Origin of the sequence: Mycobacterium sp. 852014-52450_SCH5900713 (assembly GCF_001667075.1) — a bacterium.
In the GTDB taxonomy this organism is placed as follows: Bacteria; Actinomycetota; Actinomycetes; order Mycobacteriales; family Mycobacteriaceae; genus Mycobacterium.
In genome coordinates, this window is sequence record NZ_LZIL01000035.1 from 22,105 (window position 1) to 46,217 (window position 24,113).

General features: G+C 65.9%; 23 protein-coding genes. 13 read left to right on the forward strand and 10 right to left on the reverse strand.

Translation table 11 applies throughout. The features are described from left to right. Nucleotides 1–16: 16 nt before the first annotated feature. The 5 genes from A5773_RS09600 to A5773_RS09620 are packed head-to-tail and all read left to right on the forward strand — an operon-like array spanning nucleotide 17 to nucleotide 5,984. Complete coding sequence (locus tag A5773_RS09600) at nucleotides 17–1,219, forward strand: amidohydrolase family protein (protein ID WP_067790690.1); 1,203 nt, start codon at nucleotides 17–19, stop codon at nucleotides 1,217–1,219. An 11-nt stretch (nucleotides 1,220–1,230) separates the two neighbouring features. Continuing rightward, nucleotides 1,231–2,898 (forward strand): acyl-CoA synthetase, encoded by a 1,668-nt coding sequence (locus tag A5773_RS09605; RefSeq protein WP_067790692.1) that lies wholly within the window; start codon nucleotides 1,231–1,233, stop codon nucleotides 2,896–2,898. Then, nucleotides 2,879–3,709: an amidohydrolase family protein gene (locus tag A5773_RS09610; protein WP_067790694.1), complete on the forward strand. Its 831-nt coding sequence runs from the start codon at nucleotides 2,879–2,881 to the stop codon at nucleotides 3,707–3,709. Before A5773_RS09605 ends, A5773_RS09610 begins: the two co-directional genes overlap by 20 nt. Before the next feature lie 2 nt (nucleotides 3,710–3,711). Next, nucleotides 3,712–4,770 carry an acyl-CoA dehydrogenase family protein gene (locus tag A5773_RS09615; protein ID WP_067790696.1) on the forward strand — a complete coding sequence of 353 codons (1,059 nt, stop codon included), beginning with the start codon at nucleotides 3,712–3,714 and terminating at the stop codon, nucleotides 4,768–4,770. Between the two features lie 14 nt (nucleotides 4,771–4,784). After that, complete coding sequence (locus A5773_RS09620) at nucleotides 4,785–5,984, forward strand: acyl-CoA dehydrogenase family protein (protein WP_067790698.1); 1,200 nt, start codon at nucleotides 4,785–4,787, stop codon at nucleotides 5,982–5,984. A gap of 41 nt (nucleotides 5,985–6,025) precedes the next feature. Here A5773_RS09620 and A5773_RS25975 read toward each other — a convergent pair whose 3' ends face one another. Then, on the reverse strand, nucleotides 6,026–6,199 hold the full coding sequence (locus A5773_RS25975; protein WP_156659752.1) for a hypothetical protein: 174 nt from the start codon (nucleotides 6,197–6,199) through the stop codon (nucleotides 6,026–6,028). 11 nt (nucleotides 6,200–6,210) lie between these two features. After that, nucleotides 6,211–7,668 carry an NAD(P)/FAD-dependent oxidoreductase gene (locus A5773_RS09625; protein WP_067790700.1) on the reverse strand — a complete coding sequence of 486 codons (1,458 nt, stop codon included), beginning with the start codon at nucleotides 7,666–7,668 and terminating at the stop codon, nucleotides 6,211–6,213. A gap of 205 nt (nucleotides 7,669–7,873) precedes the next feature. On the opposite strand from A5773_RS09625, the gene A5773_RS09630 reads away from it, so the two are divergent. Continuing rightward, a complete protein-coding gene (locus A5773_RS09630; RefSeq protein ID WP_066957230.1) occupies nucleotides 7,874–8,251 on the forward strand; it encodes a carboxymuconolactone decarboxylase family protein in 378 nt (125 codons plus the stop codon). Nucleotides 8,252–8,348: 97 nt separating this feature from the next. Continuing rightward, nucleotides 8,349–8,723, forward strand: coding sequence for a thioredoxin (gene trxA, locus A5773_RS09635; protein ID WP_067790702.1), 375 nt, complete (start codon nucleotides 8,349–8,351; stop codon nucleotides 8,721–8,723). Between the two features lie 206 nt (nucleotides 8,724–8,929). On the opposite strand, the gene A5773_RS09640 is transcribed toward trxA, so the two are convergent. From A5773_RS09640 to A5773_RS09670, 7 genes are all read right to left on the reverse strand, one after another. Beyond that, nucleotides 8,930–10,075 carry a thiolase family protein gene (locus A5773_RS09640; RefSeq protein WP_067790704.1) on the reverse strand — a complete coding sequence of 382 codons (1,146 nt, stop codon included), beginning with the start codon at nucleotides 10,073–10,075 and terminating at the stop codon, nucleotides 8,930–8,932. Then, the gene (locus A5773_RS09645) at nucleotides 10,072–11,289 is read right to left on the reverse strand and encodes a CaiB/BaiF CoA-transferase family protein (RefSeq protein WP_066957296.1); all 1,218 of its coding nucleotides are present in this window, start codon (nucleotides 11,287–11,289) and stop codon (nucleotides 10,072–10,074) included. The genes A5773_RS09640 and A5773_RS09645 overlap by 4 nt, the downstream gene beginning before the upstream one ends. A 21-nt stretch (nucleotides 11,290–11,310) precedes the next feature. Next, entirely contained in the window at nucleotides 11,311–12,507 is a 1,197-nt protein-coding gene (locus A5773_RS09650) for a cytochrome P450 (protein WP_232001824.1), read from the reverse strand. Between the two features lie 102 nt (nucleotides 12,508–12,609). After that, the gene (locus A5773_RS09655) at nucleotides 12,610–14,262 is read right to left on the reverse strand and encodes an acyl-CoA synthetase (RefSeq protein WP_067790708.1); all 1,653 of its coding nucleotides are present in this window, start codon (nucleotides 14,260–14,262) and stop codon (nucleotides 12,610–12,612) included. 8 nt (nucleotides 14,263–14,270) lie between these two features. Further along, nucleotides 14,271–14,891 carry a PaaI family thioesterase gene (locus tag A5773_RS09660; protein WP_066957220.1) on the reverse strand — a complete coding sequence of 207 codons (621 nt, stop codon included), beginning with the start codon at nucleotides 14,889–14,891 and terminating at the stop codon, nucleotides 14,271–14,273. Further along, on the reverse strand, nucleotides 14,888–15,508 hold the full coding sequence (locus A5773_RS09665) for a cysteine hydrolase (RefSeq protein ID WP_066957218.1): 621 nt from the start codon (nucleotides 15,506–15,508) through the stop codon (nucleotides 14,888–14,890). The genes A5773_RS09660 and A5773_RS09665 overlap by 4 nt, the downstream gene beginning before the upstream one ends. Next, a complete protein-coding gene (locus A5773_RS09670; RefSeq protein ID WP_066957216.1) occupies nucleotides 15,505–16,515 on the reverse strand; it encodes a Rieske 2Fe-2S domain-containing protein in 1,011 nt (336 codons plus the stop codon). The genes A5773_RS09665 and A5773_RS09670 overlap by 4 nt, the downstream gene beginning before the upstream one ends. Before the next feature lie 248 nt (nucleotides 16,516–16,763). Here A5773_RS09670 and A5773_RS09675 point away from each other — a divergent pair, with 248 nt between their 5' ends. The 3 genes from A5773_RS09675 to A5773_RS09685 are packed head-to-tail and all read left to right on the forward strand — an operon-like array spanning nucleotide 16,764 to nucleotide 19,302. Then, entirely contained in the window at nucleotides 16,764–17,882 is a 1,119-nt protein-coding gene (locus A5773_RS09675) for a PHB depolymerase family esterase (RefSeq protein WP_066957214.1), read from the forward strand. After that, nucleotides 17,882–18,262 carry a nuclear transport factor 2 family protein gene (locus A5773_RS09680; RefSeq protein ID WP_066957212.1) on the forward strand — a complete coding sequence of 127 codons (381 nt, stop codon included), beginning with the start codon at nucleotides 17,882–17,884 and terminating at the stop codon, nucleotides 18,260–18,262. Before A5773_RS09675 ends, A5773_RS09680 begins: the two co-directional genes overlap by 1 nt. Next, on the forward strand, nucleotides 18,259–19,302 hold the full coding sequence (locus A5773_RS09685) for a TIGR03857 family LLM class F420-dependent oxidoreductase (RefSeq protein ID WP_066957294.1): 1,044 nt from the start codon (nucleotides 18,259–18,261) through the stop codon (nucleotides 19,300–19,302). Before A5773_RS09680 ends, A5773_RS09685 begins: the two co-directional genes overlap by 4 nt. Before the next feature lie 4 nt (nucleotides 19,303–19,306). Here A5773_RS09685 and A5773_RS09690 read toward each other — a convergent pair whose 3' ends face one another. Further along, a complete protein-coding gene (locus A5773_RS09690) occupies nucleotides 19,307–20,803 on the reverse strand; it encodes an acyl-CoA carboxylase subunit beta (RefSeq protein WP_066957210.1) in 1,497 nt (498 codons plus the stop codon). A 138-nt stretch (nucleotides 20,804–20,941) separates the two neighbouring features. On the opposite strand from A5773_RS09690, the gene A5773_RS09695 reads away from it, so the two are divergent. Genes A5773_RS09695 through A5773_RS09705 form a run of 3 tightly spaced genes read left to right on the forward strand, consistent with a single transcriptional unit; the run spans nucleotide 20,942 to nucleotide 24,064 of the window. Further along, nucleotides 20,942–21,961 (forward strand): LLM class F420-dependent oxidoreductase, encoded by a 1,020-nt coding sequence (locus A5773_RS09695; RefSeq protein WP_066957208.1) that lies wholly within the window; start codon nucleotides 20,942–20,944, stop codon nucleotides 21,959–21,961. Continuing rightward, nucleotides 21,958–23,193, forward strand: coding sequence for a cytochrome P450 (locus A5773_RS09700; RefSeq protein WP_066957206.1), 1,236 nt, complete (start codon nucleotides 21,958–21,960; stop codon nucleotides 23,191–23,193). Before A5773_RS09695 ends, A5773_RS09700 begins: the two co-directional genes overlap by 4 nt. A 49-nt stretch (nucleotides 23,194–23,242) precedes the next feature. Then, nucleotides 23,243–24,064 carry an SDR family NAD(P)-dependent oxidoreductase gene (locus A5773_RS09705; RefSeq protein ID WP_066957204.1) on the forward strand — a complete coding sequence of 274 codons (822 nt, stop codon included), beginning with the start codon at nucleotides 23,243–23,245 and terminating at the stop codon, nucleotides 24,062–24,064. The last annotated feature ends 49 nt before the right edge of the window (nucleotides 24,065–24,113 follow it).

Below are 24,113 nucleotides of genomic sequence, written 5' to 3' on the forward strand. Positions count from 1 at the left end.
CCCGGAAAGGAAGATCATGGCCAACTTGGGTTACAAGGCGATTGACGTCGACAACCACTACTACGAGCCCCTGGACGCGTTCACCCGCCACCTCGACAGGGCTTTCAAGAGCCGCGGCGTCCAGATGGTCAGTCAGGGCAAGCGCACCCTTGCCGTGATCGGGGGCCGGGTCAACCATTTCGTTCCCAACCCCACCTTCGACCCGATCATCGTGCCGGGTTGTCTGGATCTGTTGTTCCGTGGGGAGATCCCCGAAGGCGTCGATCCGGCGTCGCTGATGAAGGTCGAGCGGCTCGCCGACCACCCCGAGTACCAGAACCGCGATGCCCGTGTCGCGGTGATGGACACCCAAGAAATCGAAACGGCGTTCATGCTGCCGACTTTCGCATGCGGGGTCGAGGAGGCACTCAAGCACGACATCGAAGCGACCATGGCGTCGCTGCACGCATTCAACCTGTGGCTCGACGAGGATTGGGGCTTCGACCGGCCCGATCGCCGGATCATTGCCGCGCCGATCATCTCGCTGGCCGATCCGGCCGTGGCGCTCGACGAGGTGGAGTTCGTGTTGGGACGCGGCGCCAAGCTGGTGCTGGTGCGCCCGGCGCCGGTGCCCGGCTTGGTCAAGCCGCGCTCGTTGGGTGATCCCAGCCATGACCCGGTGTGGGCCCGGCTGGCCGAAGCGGGAGTTCCGGTCGGATTCCACCTCAGCGACAGCGGTTATCTGCACATCGCGGCGGCGTGGGGTGGCAAGGCGACATTCGAGGGGTTCGGCGCGAAGGATCCGCTGGACAACGTGCTCCTCGACGACCGTGCCATTCACGACACGATGGCCTCGATGATCGTGCACGGCGTGTTCACCCGTCATCCGAAGCTCAAGGCGGTCAGCATCGAGAACGGCTCGTACTTCGTCCATCGGCTGATCAAGCGGTTGAAGAAGGCGGCCAATACCCAGCCCCGTGACTTCCCCGAGGATCCGGTGGAGCAATTGCGCAACAATGTCTGGATCGCTCCGTACTACGAGGACGACCTGGTGGAGCTTGCCAATGTCATCGGCATCGACAAGATCTTGTTCGGTTCCGACTGGCCGCACGGCGAGGGCCTCGAGACGCCGGTGGCGTTCGCCGGAGAGCTCAACGGCTTCAGCGAAGAAGATATCCGTAAAGTGATGCGCCACAACGCCCTCGACTTGCTCGGCGTTCCCGCCGTGTCGGCCGTCTAGTCGCTCGCGCTATGAGCGAATGGACCGTGGGCGCCGTTCTCGACGCCATTGCGGACGTGGTGCCCGACCGCCTGATGACGGTGTGTGGAGACCGTAAAAGTACGTTCGCCGAATCGGCACGTCGCACCAACCGGTTGGCGAACTACCTCGAGGGCAGGGGTTTTGGCGTCTACGCCGCGCGCGATGAGTTGCAACCCTGGGAGTGCGGCCAGGATCGGATCGCGCTCATCATGTACAACGACCTCTACCCCGACATGGTGATCGGATGCCTCAAGGCGCGCACCGTCCCGGTCAACGTCAATCACCACTACTCGCCGCGGGAAATCCGCGACCTGCTCGACTATGTGCGCCCCCGAGGCATCATCTACCACCGCTCGCTCGGCGCCCGGTTCGCCGACGTGTTGCCCCCGACCGGCACGGAGTTGCTGATATCAATCGATGACGGCAGTACCGTTCCCCAACTGCCGAAGTCGATCTCGTTCGACGATGTGCTGGCGGCCGCCGGCCCCGACCGCGAGGACGCTGGCTCCCCGGATGACCTCATCATGATGTGTACCGGCGGGACGACGGGACGCCCGAAGGGTGTGCTGTGGCGACAGAGCGACATGTATGTGTCGTCGATGGTGGGCGCCGACCATGCCAGCGTCACCGAGATCCATGACAAGGTCGCTGGGGGTGGGCAGCCGTGGTTCGCCGTATCTCCGCTCATGCACGCCGCCGGCATGTGGACCGCCTTCGCCGCGCTCTGCGCCGGCCTGCCAGTGATCCTCTACGACGACCGCAACAAGCTGGACGTACGGTCGGTGTGGGAAACCGCCGAGCGCGAGAAGGTGGGCATGATGACCATGGTGGGCGACGCCTACGCCGGGCCGCTGATCGCCGAGCTGCGTGCGCGCTCCTATGACCTGTCCTCGCTGAACGCGATCGGCACCGGAGGCGCCGCGACGAACGCGAAACACAAGCGCGCACTGATGGAATGCCTGCCGCACATCACCATCATCGAGGGCTACGGATCGTCCGAGAGCGGCAACATGGCGTTCGGGCACAGCCGCGAAGGGAACGCCAGCGAGACCTTCCAGCCCAGGGAGGGGGCGACCGTGGTGTCGGCCGACCGGAGCCGGTTCCTGCGGCCCGGTGAGCAGGAGGTCGGCTGGGCCGCCCGGACGGGCCGGATTCCGCTCGGCTATTTCGGCGACGCCGAGGCCACGCAACGAACCTTTCCGGAGATCGAGGGACAGCGGGTGGTGATCCCCGGCGACCGGGCATCTTTCGAACCCGATGGCACCATTCGCCTACTCGGCCGCGATTCGCTGGTCGTGAACACCGGTGGCGAAAAGGTATTCGTCGAAGAAGTCGAGGAAGTGCTGCGAGCACAACCGGGCGTCGTCGATGCCCTGGTCGTAGGGCGGCCGAGTGAGCGGTGGGGACAAGAGGTCGTCGCGCTCGTCGCGACGCACGCCGACGCCCACCTCACCCAGGACGCGCTCTACGGCGCGTGCACGACGCAGCTGGCGCATTTCAAGGCGCCCAAGGCCTTCATTTTCGTCGAGCAGATCGAACGCCTCGGCAACGGCAAGCCCAATTACCGCTGGGCCAGAGAGCAAGCCACTCAACACGTTCCGGCGATCGCGCTGGTCCCGTCCGACCCCGAAGGAAGTCATGAACACCAAAGCGATTGACTGCCTGGTGAACGTCCACTTCGGGGAAGCCGAATCTCAGCCGACGTGGATGCTGAAGGTCAGGGACGATTACTTCAAGGGCCCCAAGTCGATGTTCGCCCCGGTCGAACTCTCCGAATTGCTCGCCGAGATGGACGAACAGGGCGTGCAGAAGGCGATCCTGATGGACTCGCTTGCCAACCCGTCCACGACCGCGCGCAAATTCGTCGAAGCCAGGCCGGACCGGTTCGCGCTGGCCATGGGCGGGGCCAACTTGCTGCGGCCGGTACGGTCGCTGCGCGAACTGACCGCCATCTCGGCCGAGTTGCCCGTCGCGTATGCCGTAGTCGGGCCGAGCTTTTGGGGCGACGGCCAGTACCCGCCCAGCGACGCCGTGTACTACCCGCTCTACGCCAAGTGCGCGGAACTGGACCTTCCGCTCTGCATCAACACCGGCATCCCGGGACCGCCGATACCCGGGGAGGTTCAGCACCCGATGCACCTGGACCGCGTGTGCGTGCGATTCCCTGAGCTACGGCTGTGCATGATCCACGGCGCCGACCCGTGGTGGGACGTCGCGATCCGGTTGCTGTTGAAGTACGCCAACCTGCGCCTCATGACGTCGGCGTGGTCGCCCAAGCGGCTGCCCGAGAGCCTGCTGCACTACATGCGCACGCGGGGCCCCAACAAGGTGATCTACGCGTCGGACTGGCCGGTGCTGCCCATGCGCCGGGTCATACCCGAGGCCCGTGCTCTTGACCTGCCCGCCGAGGTGCTGGACAACTACCTTTACAACAACGCGCGAGACTTCTTCTTCGGGAAGGACGAGTAACGATGGACCGCTTCGAACTCCGCCGGCTGGACTACAGCCTGTCCGACGACCATGTGGCCCTGCAGGACGCCTACAAGCAGTTCTTCAAGACCCACTGCTCGATCGAAACCGTGCGGGCCGCAGAGCCATCCGGCTTCGACAAGAACCTCTGGGAGAGGTTGTGCGGGATGGGCGCGACCACGATGGCACTGCCGGAGTCGTGCGGCGGCGACGCCGCCACCTTGGTCGATCTCACCTTGGTGGCCGAAGAGCTCGGCCGGTCCCTGGCACCCGTCCCGTGGATCGACCATGTGTGCACCGCCCGCCTGCTGGGGCGCCTCGGCGCCCTGGGTGAGGGGGTCGCCGGAGTGGCCGAGGGGGAACAGCTGGCCGCGCTCGACCCGCGTCTCGACGCCGGACGCGGTCCGCGGTTGATTCCCTCTGGGTCAATCGCCGACCACATCATCGTTCGCGAAGGCGACGAAGTCGTGCGGCTGACCTTCGCCACCCGGCCCGCGAAGGTCGACAACATCGGTCGGCTGCCGATGGCGTGGGTAGACCCGACCGCGGCCGACACCCGTACGGTCGTCGCCGAAGGACCCGAAGCGCTGGCGACGTACCGGCTGGCGCTCGACGAATGGCGGCTGCTGATCGCGGCGGCGCTCGTCGGGCTGGTGGAGGAGACCATGACGATCGCGGCCGAGTTCGCCAAGACCCGCTACACGCTGGGCGTGCCAATCTCCACCCTGCAAGCGATCTCGCACCCCCTCGCGAACATGGCCATCACCGTCCAGGGTGGACGGAACCTGGCTCGACGTGCCGCCTGGTTCTTGGACAACGAACCCGACGAGCGGCCCGAATTGGCGCCCTCCGCATTCGTTTTCATGGCTGAGGAGGCTGCCAAGGCCGCGACCATGGCGGTTCACATCCAGGGCGGACTCGGGGTTTCGTCCGAAGCCGCGGCGACGGCGTATCTGGTGCGCGCCCGGGGATGGCCACTGGCCGGCGGCGATCCGGGCGCCACGGCGCAACGGGTCGCCGAAATCGTGACTGCCCGCGAGGGCGCGGCGCAGCCGGCCTAGGAAGGGGCGACACCATGGATTTCTCCCGCGTCGAACTGTCGGACGAGGACAAGGCGTTCCGCGACGAAGCGCGCAACTTCCTGGGTACCCATATGACCGAGGAGATCAGGCGCCGGGACCGCGAGACGGGCGACAATTTCGACGAAGGTCTGCACCTGAAGTTCGGCGCGGCAGGCTATTTGGAAGCCGAGTGGAAACCGGAATCCGAAGGGGGTTTCACCCGGGTGCGGCGGCGCATCTGGGAGCTGGAGAAGCGGCGTGCACACGTGCCCTGGGTGACCTGGGGGACGACCGCCATGGTGGCCCGTTCGGTGAACAAGTTCGGCTCGCCGCAACTACGCGACGAGGTATTACCCAAAGTTTTCAGCGGCGAGGTCCGGTTATGCCTCGGCTACACCGAGCCCGAAGGCGGCTCCGATATCGCCACCTGTAAGACCCGCGCCGTGCGCGAGGCGGATGGATCGAGCTGGGTCATCAACGGCTCCAAGATGTTCACGACCGGCGCCCATAACTGTCAGTACGTCTTCCTGATCACCAACACCGCCCCGGACGAGCCAAAGCACAAGAGCCTGACCATGTTCCTGGTGCCACTGGAATCGCCGGGCATCGAAATCCAGGGAATCCGCACGGTGGACGGCGATCGGACCAACATCGTCTACTACAGCGATGTGCGGGTAGACGACAAGTACCGGCTGGGTGAGGTGAACGGTGGCTGGACCGTGCTGCGCGAGCCGCTCAACGTCGAGCACGGTGCCGTCGCCGCCGCCCCCGACGGACTGCAGGACACCTCAATCATGATGCACCAGGCCGGCTTTCTGTCTCAGGCGGTGGACAAGGCCGCGGCGAGCGTGACACGGCTCGACGGCGACGGGCGCCGGCTCATCGACGACAAGTCGGTGGCATACCGGCTGGGCCGCTGCGTCGCCCGACTGGAGATAGCGCTGGCCACGCCGAGCATCTTCGGCAGGGTCGCCATCGCGCAAACAATGCGTGACATCTCCCCGGAACTGATGGACATCCTCGGCGCCGCCTCCACGCTGCCATACGGAGCCGAAGCGGCCGCCGACGACGGCAGCGCCGAATACGCCTACCGATTCGCCCCGCTGGTGGGAATCTATGGCGGCACGCTGGAGGTGTTCCGCAACATGATCGCCCAGTACATGCTCGGCCTGGGCAAGCCGGCTTACGCGCCGCCGGTCAAGAAAGTGTCCTGACCAGCGCGGCCGGGTTGATGTCTCTCGGACCCGGGCGCCCCTCAGCCGTGCCCGTAAATGATCCGCAGCATCTTGAGATTGATACGGATGAAACGTCCGAATTGCACAAAGAGGTTCTGACGCGTCCGCAGGGTTGCCGGGGTGGGCAGCGGTGCATCGGCGATGCGCTCGGCCGTCAGCGCGTTCACGTCCGAGTAGGAGGTTTCGTCGTCCATCGAAGTGCCTTTCATTCGGGGATCAGCCACCAGAATGGGCGGGCTTTAGCCTTGTAGATGAAGAGATAGTGCAGCAGCAGCTTGATCCAGTGGCCGGCCAATCCGAGCTCACCGGAGGTGCCGGCGATGTCGCGACCCGTTTGCGGGTACTTCACCGGATCGGGGACGACCGGGAACATCGTCATGGCGGCGGCCGAACCCTCGCGCAAACCGGTGCCTGCCGAGGCGACGCATGCGGCACCCATGCTCGACATCGAGGCGCGGTGCGCAACTACGGTCGTTCCCTTGGTGATTCGATCGCGGATGGTCTCGGCAACCGTCTTGGCCATGATGCCCGACGGCATGCCGGTGCGCGGTGGACTGGGCGTGATGACGGTCCCGTTGGGACTCGTGCGCGGCCGGGAGATGGGATGCGGGGGCGCGAACGCGATGCCCGGGGCGAAGATGTTGGGATAGGCCGGCGACTCGTAGGTGTACGGCCAATCCTCGGCGGACCATTCGTCATACGGTTTGCCCGAGTAGTCTGCGTCGACCTTCATGAAGCCCGACGGCGCGAACAGAACGGAGCTGATGTCGTTGCCGTCCTTGTCGTATGCCATCAGTGCGGCTCCCCTGAACGGAGGCAGGAGCATGGCGAAGTCGAAATCCAACTCGTGCTCTCTGCCGTCGAGTTGCTCGTAGCGCAGCTTGCCGTCCATCACCTCGTGCACGGCAGCTTGCGTGATCGCTTTGACGCCGCGCTCGCGGAACAGCGATTCCGTCCACAGCCGGCTGGACTGTACGAAGCCCTTCTCGACGAAGCTCATGCCGCCGACGCCGAAGTCGCCCAGTTCGTACTCGTTGGTGAGGTAGACGACGTCCGCCAGGTCTCGCACGCCCTCCGCCCGCAACGTGTGCTCGACGTTGAAGGCGTACTCGAACGCCGCGCCCTCGCAGGTGCAGGTGCCGTGTCCGACGCCGATGACCAGCCGCTGTTTCTCGCCGGCCTTCAACCTGGCGATGACCCGGTCGAGCGCCTCGGCCGCCTCGACGGCGTGGGCCGCGGTGCACACCGAGTAAGAGTGGCCTGCGGGGCCGAGCCCGGGGGTAGCCGCGAAATTCAGGCGCGGTCCGGTCGCGTTGATGAGGTAGTCATACGTAATGGTGCCGCTCTGACCGTCGCGCTCCTCGTCGGTGTAGGTGAAGTCCACCGATGGCGCCGGCTGATCTTTGGTGCCCTCCGGATGGATCGCGGTGGCAAGCGCTTGGTGAAACACGATGCCCTTGCGGCGGTAGATGGGTTCGAGCGGAATGAGCACCTTGGCGGGATCCATGCGGCCCACTCCGACCCAGATGTTGGACGGGATCCAGTTCCAGTCGGCGTTGGGTGAAATCACGACGACTTCGTGACTGCGGCCCAGCCATCGGCGAAGGTGTAGCGCGGCGGTATGCCCGGCGATACCAGCGCCGAGGATGACGACTCGTGCCATTGATGCTCCTCTATGTCGTGCGCCGGCATCGCCACACGACATGGTTGCCGCCGTGCGGGAACGCCAGGCGCTCCGAGGCCAGATTGCGCTCCGCGATGACGCGTTTCTAGGGCCGATGGACTCTATTGGGGGAGGAATATGTGCGCCGAAGGAAAAATCAGTCGCATCGAGAAATACCCCTACCCGTATAGGTATTATAGCTCTTATGACCGAACACAACCACTACCAACAGGTGCTGGACGACCTCAACCCTCAGCACCGCGCCCTGCGCAAGATGATCCCCGACGTGTACCGGGGTTTCGCCGAGATGAGCAGCGGCGCACTGACCTCAGGAGCCTTGGACAAGAAGTTCAAGGAGCTGATCGCGATGGCGATCGGGGTCGTCGCCGGATGCGATGGCTGCATCGCCTCCCACGCTCAGGGGGCGGCCCGTGCCGGAGCATCCAAGGAAGAGGCCGCCGAGGCGATCGGCGTCAGCATTCTCATGCACGGTGGTCCGGCGACGATCTACGGTGCGCGCGCGTACAGCGCATTTTGCGAATTCGCTGACGGGACCGCGGGCACCGCTGAACCGACGCAATAAACGGGCACTATCGCGTTCGGTCCGTAATCAGCCCAGCTTGCTGGACCCGCTCAGGTCTGGATCCGATCCTCACCTGAAACTCTCGAAAGGAGCAATTATGATCGTCAAGTCACTGACCGCCGCCGACTTCGAGTCGACGGTACTCGCAAGTCCGATTGTGCTCGTTGACTTTTGGGCCCCATGGTGTGGGCCATGCCGGGCTTTCGCGCCCGTCTTCGAACGGTCCGCGCAGACCCACCCGGATATCGTGTACGCCAAGGTGGACACCGACGCCGAGCGCGAACTAGCCGCGACGGTAGGCATCCGCTCAGTGCCGACGATCATGGCGTTCCGCGATGGAATCCTCGTTTACAGTCAGCCGGGAGCGATGTCACCAGCCGTGCTAGACGATTTGATCGATCAGGTCAAGCGTCTTGACATGGCGCAGGTCCGTGCCAAGATCGCAGAGCGAAAAGCTGCGGTGAAGGCGTAATGGCGCAATCGGTTCGCCCTCAACGGTAGGGAAGCAACCATGTGTTACCCCGTGAGCTGCGGGCGCTGCGGCAAGATCACTTGGGCGGGATGTGGGGCGCACGCCGAGAGCGTGATGAAACGGGTGCCCGCCGATCAGCGATGTGCCTGCCGCCAGAGCGTCGCCAGATAGTGCCCGGGCCCCGTCCCGAGGTCGGCAAACTGCGCTCAGATCGTCAGGATCGTTGCCGCGGCGGTGCCCGGTGCGCCGTATAGCTGAGCGAAGCCCACGCGCGGCTCACCCGTTACCTGGCGATCGCCGGCCTGGCCGCGAAGTTGTCGCACCAGTTCGTGGATCTGCCGCAGACCCGAAGCCCCGATCGGCTCGCCGTTCGCAATGAGCCCGCCGTCGGTGTTGACCGGCATCGATCCGCTGATTTCGGTTGCGCCGTCGGCCAATAGCTTTTCCTGCTCGCCGTCGGCGCAGAACCCGCATTCGGCCATGTGAATGATCTCCGCGCCGGCGTCGGTGTCCTGCAGTTGGATGACGTCGACGTCCTGCGGTGCCACGCCCGCTTTCTCGAACGCGGCGCGCGACGCGTACACAGTCGGGGAGACGTCCTCGTCGACCGGAGCGAAGGTGGTGTTGACCTCGTAGGCGCCATATCGACGGGTGCGCACCTCGACCGCCCGCAGGAAAATCGGCGTCGCGGTATAGCGGTGCGCGATGTCCGCGCGGCACATCACCACGGCCGCGGCCCCCTCGTCGGGTGCACAGAACATGTACTGCGTGAGTGGGTAGTTCAGCATCGCGGAGTTGAGGATGTCGTCTTCGGCGATAGGCTTGCGGCGAAACGCATTGGGGTTCAACGCCCCATTGCGAAAGTTCTTCGCGGCCACCTTCGCCAGTGTCTGCTGCGAGATGCCGTGATCGTGCAAATAGCGGTTGGCCTTCATGCCGAAGAACTTTGTCGTCAGGTACTGGCCGTTCTCGGCGTACCACCGAGGCATCCCCACCAGGGCGGGGTCCTCGGTGAAGGCACCGCGCGGGTGCTTGTCCAGACCGATGGCGATCCCGATGTCGTAGTCGCCCAGCCGGATGCCGTCGGCGCACGCCTTGGCGGCGCTGGCGGCGGTCGCGCACGCGTTGAACACGTTGGTGAACGGGATGCCCGATAGTCCGACCATGGCGACGATCGCGTCGGGATTGGCCACGGTCCAGCTGCCCCCCGTGGCGGCTTGGATGTCCTTCCACTCGATGCCCGCGTCGGCGACCGCGAGATGGATGGCGCCAGCGGCCATCTCCATCGCGGACTTGCCCTCGAAGCGGCCGAACGGGTGCAGGCCGACACCGATGACCGCGACGTCATTCACGCAATGGCTCCCGAGTCCTTCAGTTCCTCGATGCGGTCCCAATCCATGCCCAGTTCCATCAGCACGATCTCGGTGTGCTCGGAGGCCTGGGGCGCCCGCGTGGTGACCAGCGGCTCGTGGTTGAACTGCACGGGGCCGCGCACGACGCGGAAAGGCTTTCCGCCGCTGGCGAGTTCGACCTCGCTGACCATGTCGTTGGCAAGGGCCTGCTCGTCGTCCACCAGGTCGAGCAGGCTCTGGAACGGCGCCCACTGACCCTTCATCGTTTTCAGGTGCTGCCGCCAGTACTCGAAGGGCTTGCCGGCGAAGGCCTTTGCGATCAGTTCGGCGGCCGCGTTGGCATTCTGGATCAGCGGGAGCACGTCGGAGAAGCGGGGATCGTCGGCCGCCTCGGGGATGCCGAGATGCTCGAACGTGTCGCGGATCAAGCCGGTCGGGCTGATGATGCACAGGTTGATGGTGCCGCCATCGGAGGTCTCATAGTTGCCCATGAAGGGGTTCACCGACATCGCGGTGGCGGAGCCCGGCATGGGAGTGCGCATCACCTGCCCGGTCTCCATGCCCTGCGTCACGCTCGCCCCCGCCGCCCACCAGGCCGTGCTCAGCAACGACACGTCGAGCTCGAGGGCTTCTCCGGTGCGCTCGCGATGCAGCAGCGCCGCCGAGATGCCGCCGGCGATGAACATGCCGCCGATGGAGTCGCCGAACGCGGGAATGCCTTGCCCCAGTGCGCCGCCCAGCTCCTCGGGCGTCAGCGCGTACCCGATGCCGCTGCGCGTCCAGAACGCCGTCCCGTCATAGCCACCGACGTCGCGCTCGGCGCCCTTGTCGCCGTACGCCGAACCGCGCGCATAGACGATGTTCGGGTTCACCGCGCGAATGTGCTCCACGTCGAAGTTGTGCTTCTGCCGCTGCGCGGGCATGTAGTTGGTGAGGAACACATCGGCGGTCCTGGCCAGTTCGTAGATCACTTCCTGACCGCCCGGCGTGGACACGTCGATCCCCACGCTGCGCTTGCCCCGGTTGGGATGCTCCATCAGCGGGTGCCGCTCCGGATCGAGTTGAATGCCACCCATGTTGATGAAGCCGCGCTGGGTGTCACCTCGCAGCGGGTGCTCGACCTTGATGACGTCCGCGCCCCAGTCGGCCAGGATGGCGCCGGCCGCCGGGACGAAGGTGAATTGCGCAAGTTCCAGGACCCGGAAGCCCGACATCACTTTGACCATTTTCGGACCCTACTTTGCCTTGAACGTCACGGGAAGCGCCGTCGGCGAACGGAAGGGCTGGCCGTGGATGTGTGGGTCGTCGTCCGTGAGCAGCCTGACGTCGGTCACCCGGTCCAGCAGGCATTCGACCGCGACGCGGGTCTCCAGCCGCGCCAGGTGCAGCCCCAGGCACGTGTGCTCACCGGCGGCGAAGGAGATGTGCGGTTGGTGCTTGCGGAAGATGTCGAACTCTTCCGAACGATCCCAGCGCCGTTCGTCGCGGTTCGCCGACCCTATGCACACGCCCACCACCGCGCGTGCCGGAATCTCGACTCCTTCGAGTTGGGTGTCCTCGGTGGTGAATCGCTGCACGGTGGTGAGCGGCGTCTCGAAGCGCAGCCCTTCCTCGATCGCCTGGGGCAGGAGTTCGCGATCGGCCTGCACCGCGTCGAACTGGTCCGGGTGGGTGAGCAGCAGGTACAGCAGGTTGCCCGACGACCGGTACGTGGTTTCCAAGCCGGCCGGCAGCAGCAGCCGCAGGAAGGAGTAAATGGCTTCGTCGCTTAGCTTTTCGCCGTCGATCTCGGCGGTGACCAGATCGCCGATGATGTCCTCGGTGGGCTGGGATTTGCGCTGTTCGATCTGCTCGACGAAGTAGTCCTTGAGCGCCGCCGACGCCTCGAACGCGCCCTCGTAGTCGACGTGGTAGCTGATCAATTGCACGGCGCGCTTGCGGAACATCGGCAAGTCGTCGGCCGGCAACCCGAGCAGTTGGGCGATGACGCGGGTGGGGAATTCGAAGGTGAAGTTGCGGACTAGGTCTGCTGCACCGCGGGCGATGAATTCGTCGATCAGCGCGTTGCAGATCGGCCGGACGATGGTGTTCTCCCAGCGGGCCAGCGCCTTGGACTTGAACGCCGCGGACACCAGGTTGCGATGGTCGCGATGCTTCTTTCCCTCCATCGCCAGGATGGTCGGCCCCATGAAGAGGCCGATCGTCTTGTCGTACGGTGCGGAGCTGAACACTCGGCCGTCCCGGAACACCGTATTCACCGCGTCGAAGGACACCGCGGAGTACTCCCGCTTGGGCATGAGCGACTCGGGCGTCTTGGAGTAGTCCATGACCGTCCCGCGGAACACCCCGGATTCGCGGCGCTTTCGCGCGAAGAACGGGTAGGGATCACGCAGGCTGACGGTCTCGTCACTGCTGCGAACGTCGGTCGTCACGTAGCACTCCAGCATCTCCAGCAGGAACGGGGCAAGCCAATGCGTAAGATCGTACTGTAATTCTTACAGTAGACAATATGGGCGGGCCCCGCCGGTCGGGAGTTAGCCGTTCACCGCCTGCTCGCGCGCCCACCGATAGTCGGCCTTGCCCGACGGGCTGCGCTCGATTGCCGCGCGGAACACGATCGCCTTGGGAAGTTTGTAGCGGGCCAGCGATTGGCCGGCGTGGGCGACCAACTCCTCGGCGTCGGCGCGGGCGCCCTCGGCCAGCGCGACGACGGCCACGACCTCCTGGCCCCACCGCTCGCTGGGACGTCCGGCGACCACCACGTCGGCCACCGCCGGATGCGACGCGATGGCGGTCTCGACCTCCTCGACGAAGATCTTTTCACCGCCCGAGTTGATCGTCACGGAATCGCGGCCCAGCAATTCGATCCTGCCGTCGGGGTGGTGGCGGGCCCGGTCGCCGGGAATCGCGTAGCGCACGCCGTCGATGACGGGAAAGGTCTTGGCGGTCTTGGCCGCATCGCCCTTGTAGCCCAGGGGAACGTACCCGCGTTGCGCCAGCCAGCCCATTCCGTCGTGACCCGGCTCCAGGATGGAGGTTAGATCCTCGGCCGCCACGAACGTGTCCGGTCCCGCGTTGAAGGTGCCCGTCGACACCGCGCCCGACGTCGACATGTGGTGCATCTGCGCGCCGGTTTCCGAGGACCCGACACCGTCGACGACGACGGCGTTCGGCAGGACTTCGATCAACCGTTGCTTGACGAACGGGGTGAGCAGCGCGCCGCCGTTGGCGACCACGGCGAGCGACGAAACGTCCGCGATCCCTTTCTCGATGGCGGCGACCAAGGGGCGGGCCATCGCGTCACCGACCACCGTCACCACGGTCACCCGCTCGCGCTCGATGGTGCGGACGACCTCGTCGGCGTCCAGACGATCGACGACCGACGGGAATACGACGGACTGCCCGGTCGTGATCGCCGTCATCACACTCCACTGGGCCGCCCCGTGCATCAGCGGCGGCAGGATCATCAACTTGGTGCCGGGGCCCGCGCCCACTCCCGCCGCGATCTCCTCGATGGACCCGAAGGGCTCGCCGGTCATCAGGTTGCGGCCGCCGAAGGACGTCATGAAGATGTCGTGCTGGCGCCACAGCACGCCTTTGGGCATCCCCGTCGTGCCGCCGGTATACAGGACGTACAGGTCGTCGGGCGAAGGCTGCACCGCGGGTGGCTCCGGTGTGGAAGACGCGACGATGCTCTCGTAATCCACTGCGCCGTAGATCAATTCGTTGCCGGAGTCGTCGGCGATCTGGATCAGTACCCGCAGTTGGGGGAGGTCGGGCAAGATTTCGGCCACCCGCGGCGCGAACACGGCGTGGTAGATCAGCGCGGTCGCCCCGGAATCCGCCAAGAGATACTGCAGCTCGCTCTTGACATAGCGGAAGTTGACGTTGAACGGGGCGACTCGGGCCTGGAACGCGCCCAGCAACGCCTCTACGAATTCGTTCCCGTTGTAGGCGTAGATGCCGAGCAGGTCCTGGCCGGCCTCATGGCCGGGGAGCGCGGAGCGTTCGGTGTGGCACCCCAGCCCACGGGAGTGCAGGTACGCGGCGAGGCGGTGTGACCGCTCGATCACCTGTGAATAGCTGTGTCGCCGTTCGCCCTGGATGAGCAGCTCTCGGTCGGGAATCGCGGCCGCGACGGCCGCCGCGACGGCGGGAACCGTGAATTGTGTTGCTGTGTCGGACATTAGGCCTCTCACGGCTGGTGGGGTAGCAGGCGAACCATCAAGCCGTTGGCTTCGCTGAGCAAGGTTCCATTGCCGGCTGTCATAGTAGCGTCAATGAAAACTTTCCTGCCGTCGATGGCGGAGATTTGTCCCTGGGCGGTCAGCGGCTCGTCGATCGGGGTGATGTTGCGGTAATCGACGTGCAGGTATGCGGTCCGGGTGGGTGGCGTGCCCGCTGTGGAGACCACCATCCCGAACAGCCAGTCGTAGAACAGCGGGATCATGCCGCCGTGCACGGCCCGGTTCCCGCCAATGTGGGCGGTGGTGAAATGGCCCGCCATAGTCACGCCATCGGGACATGACTCGGTGACCATCCAGGGCGGCATCAAGGGATGGGCCAACCCGGGCAGGCTCAGCACTCGGCCGGCTACCGACTCGGTCTCCGGAACCTGGTGGCCGTTCAGCAGCGCGCATGCGTTCTCCAGGTGCACGGTCGCGGCGGCCCAAAGCGCGGGGTCAGGCTTGGTGGACACGGTCAGGTCCTGCAGGCGGCGCAGCGCGGCGACGAAGGGCCCCAGTTCCTCGGGAGCGTCCTCGACTGGTTTGACGTCGGGGAACCCGCCGCGAACTCCGGGTGCGGTGTCGGTCATCGCTGCGTCCACACGTCGAGCAGCTCTTCGGTGGTGGTAATGGTCGCAAGCAGGGACAGGGTGTTGGCGATGATGGCCTCTCCATATTCGGTGGGTATGCCGGCGACCGCATCGCGGGGCACGATGACGCGGTAGGCGGCGTTGACGGCGTCCATGACGACATTGGGGATGGCGATGTTCAGCGACACCCCGACGACAACGATGGTGGAGACCCCCAGATTGCGCAGTATCGCGTCCAGGTCCGTGCCGCCCATCGGCCCGACGCCGTGCCAGCGGCTCAGCACCAGATCGTCGGGCTCGGGGCCCAATTCGGGGAGCAGGGCCGCACCGGGGGTGCCCAGGGTGATGTCAACCTGACCGTGCCCCATGGCGAAGATCTTGGCGTTGTGGTTGGAGCCGAGCCCATCGGGCCGCCGTTGCACCAGGCAGTGCACGACGCGTGCCCCGGCCGCCCGTGCCGCCGGCAACAGCCGCACGATATTAGGCAGGGCGACCCGCCGTGCTTCCTCGGCCAGCATCGCCAGTCCGGCGTTGGGCCCGATGACGGCGCCCTGGCATTCCTGCGTGACGATCGCGGTGTGCTCGGGCGCCGCGACTTCGGCAAGTTTCGCTGTCATGCCGATGCGGACACTTCGGCCGGGACGTCATAGAACTGCTTCGCCCACTTCCGCAGTGCCATATACCCTTTCGCGTCGACCTTGGAAAGCGCCGGATTCTCCACGTACTTTTGGTAGCGCCAGATTTGCAGATCGTCGAAGACGGTGGACAGGAATTGCTGTTCGATCACGTCGCGCAGCTTGCCCTGCGGTACATCGGATGTGTCGCCGGGGACCCGTGGCCACCAGATCGAATAGAACAGGTCCGAACACTCGTCGTCGACCGGCGTGCAGGTGAAGATCAGCCGATGGTTCTGTGCCCCCTCGAAGACGCTGATCGCTCCGCCCAGGCCAAACAGGTGACTGTGGAACCGCAGCGCGAGATCGTCGGGGTTGTCGCTGCGCGCGTCTGGCCATCCCGCGACGAACTGCCACTCGTGGTCGACGATCTTCCAGTCCAGCACCCGCGGCGTCACCGTGGCGTGGTGTACGTATTCGAAATGTGCGCTGTCGGGAGCATTCTCCGCCACGATCTGCGGATGCACCGGCTCGCGTTCGGCGCGCCGAGAGAACTCCGGGTACGCGCGGTAATACGCCGCCGGGTCGGTTTCGAATTGCGGAAATTTCCGGAAGATGTCCGGCATGTCCCACTGCGGCTCCTTGCCTTCCGGCTGGTGCCAGACGAACACGCAGTCGTACTGCTCGCGCACCGGGTACACCCGCAGCCGAAGCGCGCGGTTGGGCCGGTCGGGTTGATAGGGGATGTACCGGTTGGTGCCGTCCGGGCCCCAGCGCCAGCCATGGAAGGGGCATTCGACGCAGTCGCCGAGCACCTTTCCACCGTGGCCGATGTGGGCACCGAGGTGCTTGCAGTGCGCCTCCAGGACGTGTAATTCGCCGGACTCGTCGCGGTAGGCGACCAGATCCTCGCCGAAGTAGTGCAGCGGCCGCACCTCGCCAACCGGGAATTCGGGCGACCACCCGACCATGAACCACCCGGTGACCTTCCAGGTGAAGGGCACTTTCACGCCGAAGCCTCCGATTGCCTGATACTAAGTCCGTTACAGTATAGATTTCAGCAGTCCAGCCTGTGCACGGCAAGGAGCGAAATGACGGAGGCGGCTGACGAGCCGGAAGCTTTCCGGCCGTTCGAAGGCGCACTGCTGCCGATGCCCGGGCACCAAGGATGCCGAGTCTTGGCGCGATGTGTTCCCAGCGCCGCGACGAAATCGCGGCCGGCGGACGCGCCGGTTTCAAGCTGGCGTAGGTGACTGAAATGTCGAAGGTAACGCAAGGCCTGGGTCTCGCCAGGGACGTGACCCGCGAACTCGGCATGTTGGTGCCCCGTACGGTCGCCGGCCTGAACCAATCGACGCGCTGGGTTCCAGCGTCGCCACGCGGGCTACGCCAGTTCGGCGAGGTGATGCTGGACGAGCTTGTCCTGAGCGGGTTTTCGTTATTGGGCGGGACTCCCGCGGGCATCCGGTCGCTCCATGGCTGCACCACCGCTGCCGAAGAATTGGCCGCCCTGGGTATCGACCGTGCGCACGCCGAGCCGAGACCGTTGCGGGCGACCTCGGTGGGGCGGCGCCGCATCGGCAACCTCGCGTATGAACGGATGGCATTCGAACATGACCCGGCGTTGCCGGAATCCCTTGCGGCCGAGGGGCTGGGCGGGCCGGCGCGAGCGGTGGTGCACCTGTGCCGGCACCCCGATGGCCCGAGGCCGTGGCTGATCTGGGTGCACGGCGCCGGTCAGGGCGGCACCGAAGACCTGCTGCTGAGTCGCATCGGCCGCATACACCACCAACTCGGGTTCAACGTCGCACTGCCGGTGCAGCCCGGTCACGGCTGCCGACGCCGGGAGTGGCCCGCCTACCCGGACATGGACCCATTGGGCAACGTCGCCGGCATGATGCGTTCGGTGTCCGAGATCCGCGCGGTGGTGCGCTGGGCGCGGCCGCAGGCCAGTGCCGTTGTGGTAGCGGGGATTTCAATGGGAACCCCGGTCGCCGCGCTGGTTTCGCACCTGGAAAGGCAGGTGGAGGCGGTTGCGCTGTACACGCCGATACTGGGACTCAACGCGATGATTGCCCGGCACTTGGGGCGCTGGGGGGCCTCCCGCGACGGCTTCCGCGACCTGCTGGCGTCTCCGGAGGTAGTTAAGCTGACCTCGGTGATCGATCCGCTGCGGGTGGACCCCGCGCCCCCGCCGCATCGCCGGCTCATCGTCGGCGCGTGGCATGACCGGATGGCGATGCGCGATCCCGCGGTCGAGTTGCAGGCGCGCTGGGGCGGCCAACTGTACTGGTACGACGGCAGCCACGTCGGGCACATTTTCTCCCGGCGCGTGCAGCGGGTGACCGATCGATTCCTGCGCGAGGTCACCGGCTGATGGGAGCCGCCCGCACGGCCCGCGAAGTCGTCGAACTCTACAACCTCGTCGTCTGGAACGAGCACAACCTGGAGCTGGCCGAGGAGTTGTTCGCCGACACCGTGATCCGGCACGGGGTGGGCGAGGCGCATACGCTGACCCGCGACCAGGCCGTCAGCCGGGTCAAGGACGTCTGGGCGATGTTCGACAAGTTGAGATTCGATCTGAACGTCGTCGCCGCCGGAGACGACGGCGAGCATGTCGCGATCGTCTACGACTCGTCGATGACAACCAAGGACGGCGCCGAGAGCAACGTCGCCAGCATCGAGGTGTTCCGCGTCGTCGACGGGAAGATCGCCGAGGTCTGGAATTGCGGCTATCAGCAAGGAGTTTGGAGTTGAGCGATCGCACGCTTGATGAATTGGGTTACTACTTGCTGGCTGGTGCCGGCGGGGAAGGCCCGGCAACACTGGTCGACGAGGCCCGCCGGGGCGAGGAGCTGGGTCTCGGCACCGCGTTCATCTCCGAGCGCTGGAACGTCAAGGAGGCGTCGTCGCTGACGGGGGCAGCGTGCGCCGTGACGACCCGGATGCAGATCGCCACCGCCGCAACCAATCACAACACCCGCCATCCGCTGATCACCGGGTCGTGGGCCACTACCATGCACCGGCTCTCCCGCGGGCGCTTCACGCTGGGGATCGGCCGGGGAATCGCGGCGATCTACGGGGCGTTCGGCATACCGGCGGTCACCACCGCGCAGATGGAGGACTGGGCACAGGTCATGCGGCGCCTGTGGCGCGGCGAGCTGATCTTCAACCACGATGGGCCGATGGGCAAATACCCGATCCTGTTCCTCGACCCCGACTTCAACGAGCAAATCCGGTTGGCGCTGGTGGCTTTCGGACCGAAGACACTCGAACTCGGGGGACGCGTGTTCGACGACGTCATCCTGCACACCTATTTCACCCCCGAGACGCTGCAGCGCTGCGCGAAGACGGTGAAGGCCGCGGCCGAAAAGGCCGGCCGCGACCCGGACAGCGTGCGGGTGTGGTCGTGCTTTGCGACCGTCGGCGACCACCTTCCCGAGGAGCTGCGGCTGAAGAAGACGGTCGCGCGCCTGGCCACCTATCTGCAGGGCTACGGCGACTTGATGGTGCGGACTAACAACTGGGATCCGGCTGTGCTGCAACGCTTCCGGGACGACCCGGTGGTGACGTCGATCGCCGGCGGGATCGACCACAAGGCCACGGCCGAGCAGATCGAGCACATCGCGACGTTGATCCCCGACGAGTGGCTGGCGCCGTCGGCTACCGGGTCTGCCCGGCAATGCGCGGATCGCGTGCGCAAGGAATTCGACTACGGGGCCGACGCGGTGATCATGCACGGCGCGACACCGGACGAACTCGAGCCCGTGATCGCGGCCTATCGGGGGAGCGCTTAGCCCGTTAAGGCATGATGACGGTCCGGCTGACCGGTTCGGCGGCGGCCTGCCGGCTGGACAGTCCACGAAGCAGTGAACTGAGTAAGGCATCACGGGTTTCGCGGGGATCGATCAATTCGTCGAATCCCAGATGTTCGGCCGAGCGATAGGACGCCTGCAGCTCGGCGTCACGCAGCTTCGCGGCGATGTCCTCACCGGCATGCGTCGCCCGGCCCAGCGCGGCGGCGCTCATGGCGCCCATGGTCGCGCCCGGATAAGCGAAGGTCGCGCTCTGGTGATCGAAACCCAACAGCGACATGACCATCGAGCCGAATCCGTATGCCTTGCGCAAAGTGACGTGCAACTTGACCGTGGTCGCCGCCGTCTGCGCGGCGAACATCCGCGCACCGGCGCGCAGCACGCCGCTGCGCTCGGACCGACTACCTGGCAGCATGCCGGGGTTATCGGCGAGGAACACGATGGGCAGATGGAAAGAGTCGGCCACCATGATGAAATGTGCCGCCTTGTCCGCCGCGTCGGCGTCGATGGAGCCCGCGAGCACGTTGGGCTGGTTCGCGACAACCGCGACCGGGTGGCCACCGAGATGGGCCAACGCGCAGATGATCGCCTTGCCGTACTGCGGCTGGACTTCGAACCAGTCGGGCCGGTCGAAGACCACGTCCAGCACGGCACGCATGTCGTAGACGCGGCGGTTGTCGCGAGAGACGATGTCGAGTAGTTCGGGCGTCGCACGTGGCTCGCTGTCCCCGTCCGGCGGCAACTGCGCCGGGTACGACCACGCGCTCGGCGGGAAGTACGACAGGTAGCGCCGAATATCGTCGATCACGGCTTCGTCGTCGTCGGCGACGTTGTGGATCACGCCGCTCGGCACGGCGGTGCCGGGGCCGCCGAGGTCCTCCTTCGAGATCTCTTCTCCGGTGGACTCTTTGACGACCGGCGGTCCGGCGGTGAAGATCGCGCCCTGAGCGCTCATGATCCGGAAGTCGCAGACCGGGGCGACGAGGGCGCCGTGTCCGGCCGAGGGGCCGAGTACGGCGGCGACGGTCGGTACCCGGCCCGAGCACTGCGCCTGGGCGAGCAGGTCGGTTGGGGCGCGGCCGTAATGTCCACCGCCAGGGCGAAAGCCGGCGCCTTCGAGCAGCATCACCAGGGGAACCTTGTCGCGCAGCGCGAGTTCGGCGATGCGGTAGCGCTTGGAGTTGCCTCCGGGTCCGATGCTGCCGGCCATGGTGGTGAAGTCCTCCGAGCCCAGCATCACCGGCGAACCGTTGATCAATCCGGAGCCGACGACCAGGCCGTCGGCCGCGATGTCACCGCCGACCAGCGTGCCGATTTCGCGGAAGGTCCCCGGGTCGAGGAGGCGCTCGATGCGCGCCCGCGCATCGAGCTTGCCCTTGCCGCGGTGCTTGTCGAGCCGCTCGGGACCACCCATACCCCACGCGCGCTCGCGGCGCCGCCCGAGATCGTCGAGCGTTTCTCCCCAGTCCTGGGCTTTCGGCATGCCTCTGTCCTACCTCATGGATGGTTCGTCTGGCGAGCAGGCCCGGTGCCGGCGACCCGCCGCGCCCGGCTACGCCGCGCTTGCGGTCGCTACGTCTGCAGGGTCACATACTGGATTGCTTACTGTAAAGTTACCCGCATGCCCGACGCCGCCCGCCTCAAGGTCGACGGGGGCATCCCCAATCAACTCGCCCGGGTGACCGATGCGGCGGTCGCCCTGGAACGCGACGGGTACGACGGCGGCTGGACCGCGGAGACCAGTCACGACCCGTTCCTGCCGCTGCTGCTGGCCGCCGAGCGCACGTCGCGGCTCGAACTCGGCACCAACATCGCCGTGGCGTTCGCCCGCAACCCGATGATCGTCGCCAACATCGGTTGGGACCTGCAGGCGTACTCGAAGGGCCGGTTCATCCTCGGGCTGGGCACCCAGATTCAGCCCCACATCGAAAAACGGTTCAGCATGCCGTGGAGCCATCCCGCGCGCCGGATGCGCGAGTTCGTCGCCGCCCTGCATGCGATCTGGTCGGCTTGGAAAGACGGCGGGAAGCTGCGGTTCGAGGGCGAGTTCTACACGCACAAGATCATGACGCCGATGTTCACCCCGGAGCCGCAACCCTATTCCGCGCCGAGAGTCTTCATCGCGGCGGTGGGCGAGGCGATGACCGAGATGTGCGGCGAGGTCGCCGATGGCCACCTGGGGCACCCGATGGTTTCCAAGCGCTACCTGGACGAGGTCACGATGCCGGCGCTGCTCCGCGGCATGCAGCGAACCGGCAGGAGCCGCAGCGACTTTGAAGTGTCCAGCGAGGTGATGATCGCGACCGGCGAGAACGAGGACGAACTGACGGCCGCCACCGCCGCCGTGCGCAAGCAGATCGCCTTCTACGGGTCGACGCCCGCATACCGCAGGGTGTTGGAACTGCACGGTTGGGGAGACCTGCAGACCGAACTGCACCGCCTGTCCATCGCGGGTGAATGGGACGCCATGGGCTCGCTGATCGACGACGAGGCGCTCGCGGCCTTTGCCGTCGTCGGCCCGGTGGACACCATCGCCGCCGCCCTCAGGGATCGCTGCCACGGCGTCGACCGGGTTCTGCCCATCTTCTTCAACGCCTCCCAGTCCTGTATCACAGCCGCACTGAAGGAGTTTCGCGAGTGAGCACAACCACGGTAGACGAGTCCGCCAACCTGCTGGCGGACCCTTTGGCCTACACCGACGAGCGGCGTTTGCACGCGGCGCTGACGCATTTGCGCGCCAACGCACCGGTGTCGTGGGTCGAGGTGCCGGACTACCGGCCGTTCTGGGCGATCACCAAGCACGCCGACATTATGGACATCGAACGCGAGAACATGCTGTTCACCAACTGGCCCCGCCCCGTCCTGACGACAGCAGAGGGCGACGAGATGCAAGCGGCCGCGGGCGTGCGCACGCTGATCCACCTCGACGACCCGCAGCATCGGGTGGTGCGTGCGATCGGGTCCGACTGGTTCAGGCCAAAGGCGATGCGGGCGTTGAAGGTTCGCGTCGACGAGCTCGCAAAAATCTACGTCGACAAGATGATGGCCGCCAGCCCTGAGTGCGACTTCGTCCAGGAGGTAGCGGTCAATTACCCGCTCTACGTGATCATGTCGCTGCTGGGCCTGCCGGAGGCAGACTTCCCGAGGATGCTCAAGCTGACCCAGGAATTGTTCGGCAGTGACGATTCCGAATTCAAGCGGGGCACCACCAACGAGGATCAGCTGCCCGCCTTGTTCGACATGTTCCAGTACTTCAACGGGGTGACCGAGTCCCGCCGCGAGCACCCCACCGAGGATCTGGCGTCCGCCATCGCCAACGCCCGCGTCGACGGCGAGCCGCTATCGGACATCGACACCGTGTCGTATTACCTCATCGTCGCCACCGCGGGGCACGACACCACCAGTGCGACCATCTCCGGCGGCCTGCAGGCGCTCATCGACAATCCCGACCAGCTCGAGCGCCTGCGCGACAACCTCGATCTGATGCCACTGGCCACCGAGGAAATGATCCGCTGGGTCACCCCCGTCAAGGAATTCATGCGCACCGCCACCGAGGACACCACCGTGCGCGGAGTGCCCATCGCGGCCGGGGATTCGGTGCTGCTGTCCTACGTCTCGGCCAACCGCGACGAGGACGTCTTCGTCGACCCGTTCCGCTTCGACGTCGGGCGCGACCCCAACAAGCACCTGGCCTTCGGCTACGGGGTGCACTTCTGCATGGGCGCGGCTTTGGCTCGCATGGAGGTCAACAGCTTCTTCACCGAGCTGCTGCCCAGGCTCAAATCCATTGAACTGACTGGTGACCCGGAACTCATGGCCACCACCTTCGTCGGTGGCCTCAAACACTTGCCGGTGCGCTACGCGTTGGCGTGACCCAGGAGGCCGTCCCGCCCTGGTTAGACTCCCCGTGGAGGACTAGGCAATGACGCGTAGGACGATTGTCATCACGGGCGCCAGTGACGGAATCGGCGCCGCGGCGGCCCGCCGGCTACACCGCAGCGGCGCGAACGTCGTAGTGGTCGGACGGACCCAAAGCAAGATTGCCGTCATTGCCGCTGAGCTGAACGCCGCTTACTTTGCGGCCGACTTCGCGGACCTGTGCCAAGTGCGGGCCCTGGCGGACAAGATCCGCTCGGAATGCCCGCGCATCGACGTACTGGGCAACAACGCCGGCGGCGTGTTCAGCAAGTTGCGCAACACCGCAGACGGCCACGAGATCACTCTTCAGGTCAACTACCTGGCGCCCTTTCTGCTCACCACCATGTTGCTCGACGTGCTCGTCGCGTCGCACGCCGTCATCGTCAACACGTCGAGCTCGTCGCAGCGGCTGCTCCGCCACGTCACCCTCGACGATTTCGAAACGACCGCCCGGCGCACGCCGAGCACCGCCTACGCGCTGGCGAAACTGGCAAACATCTTGTTCACCAAAGAATTACATCGGCGCTACCACGCCGACGGGCTGTCGGCCGCCGTGGTGCACCCGGGCTTCGTCAACACCAACATCGGTCACTCGTCGGGCTCACGTTTTCTGACGACCATGCAGCGCACCCCGGTCAGCCGCCTCATCAAAACCCCGGACCGGGGTGCCGACCAGCTGGTGTGGTTGGCCTCCAGTACGCCCGGCGTCGACTGGGCATCCGGCGAGTACTACGCGAGGGGCAAAGTCGCGAGGGCCAACCGCGCGGCCGACGATCCCGTGCTCGCGCGGGAGCTGTGGGATCGCGCCTTGGCCAAGGTCACCTAGCCGCGGCACAGACCGCCGAGCGCCACGCCAGCATGGCGGCGCCGAAGCC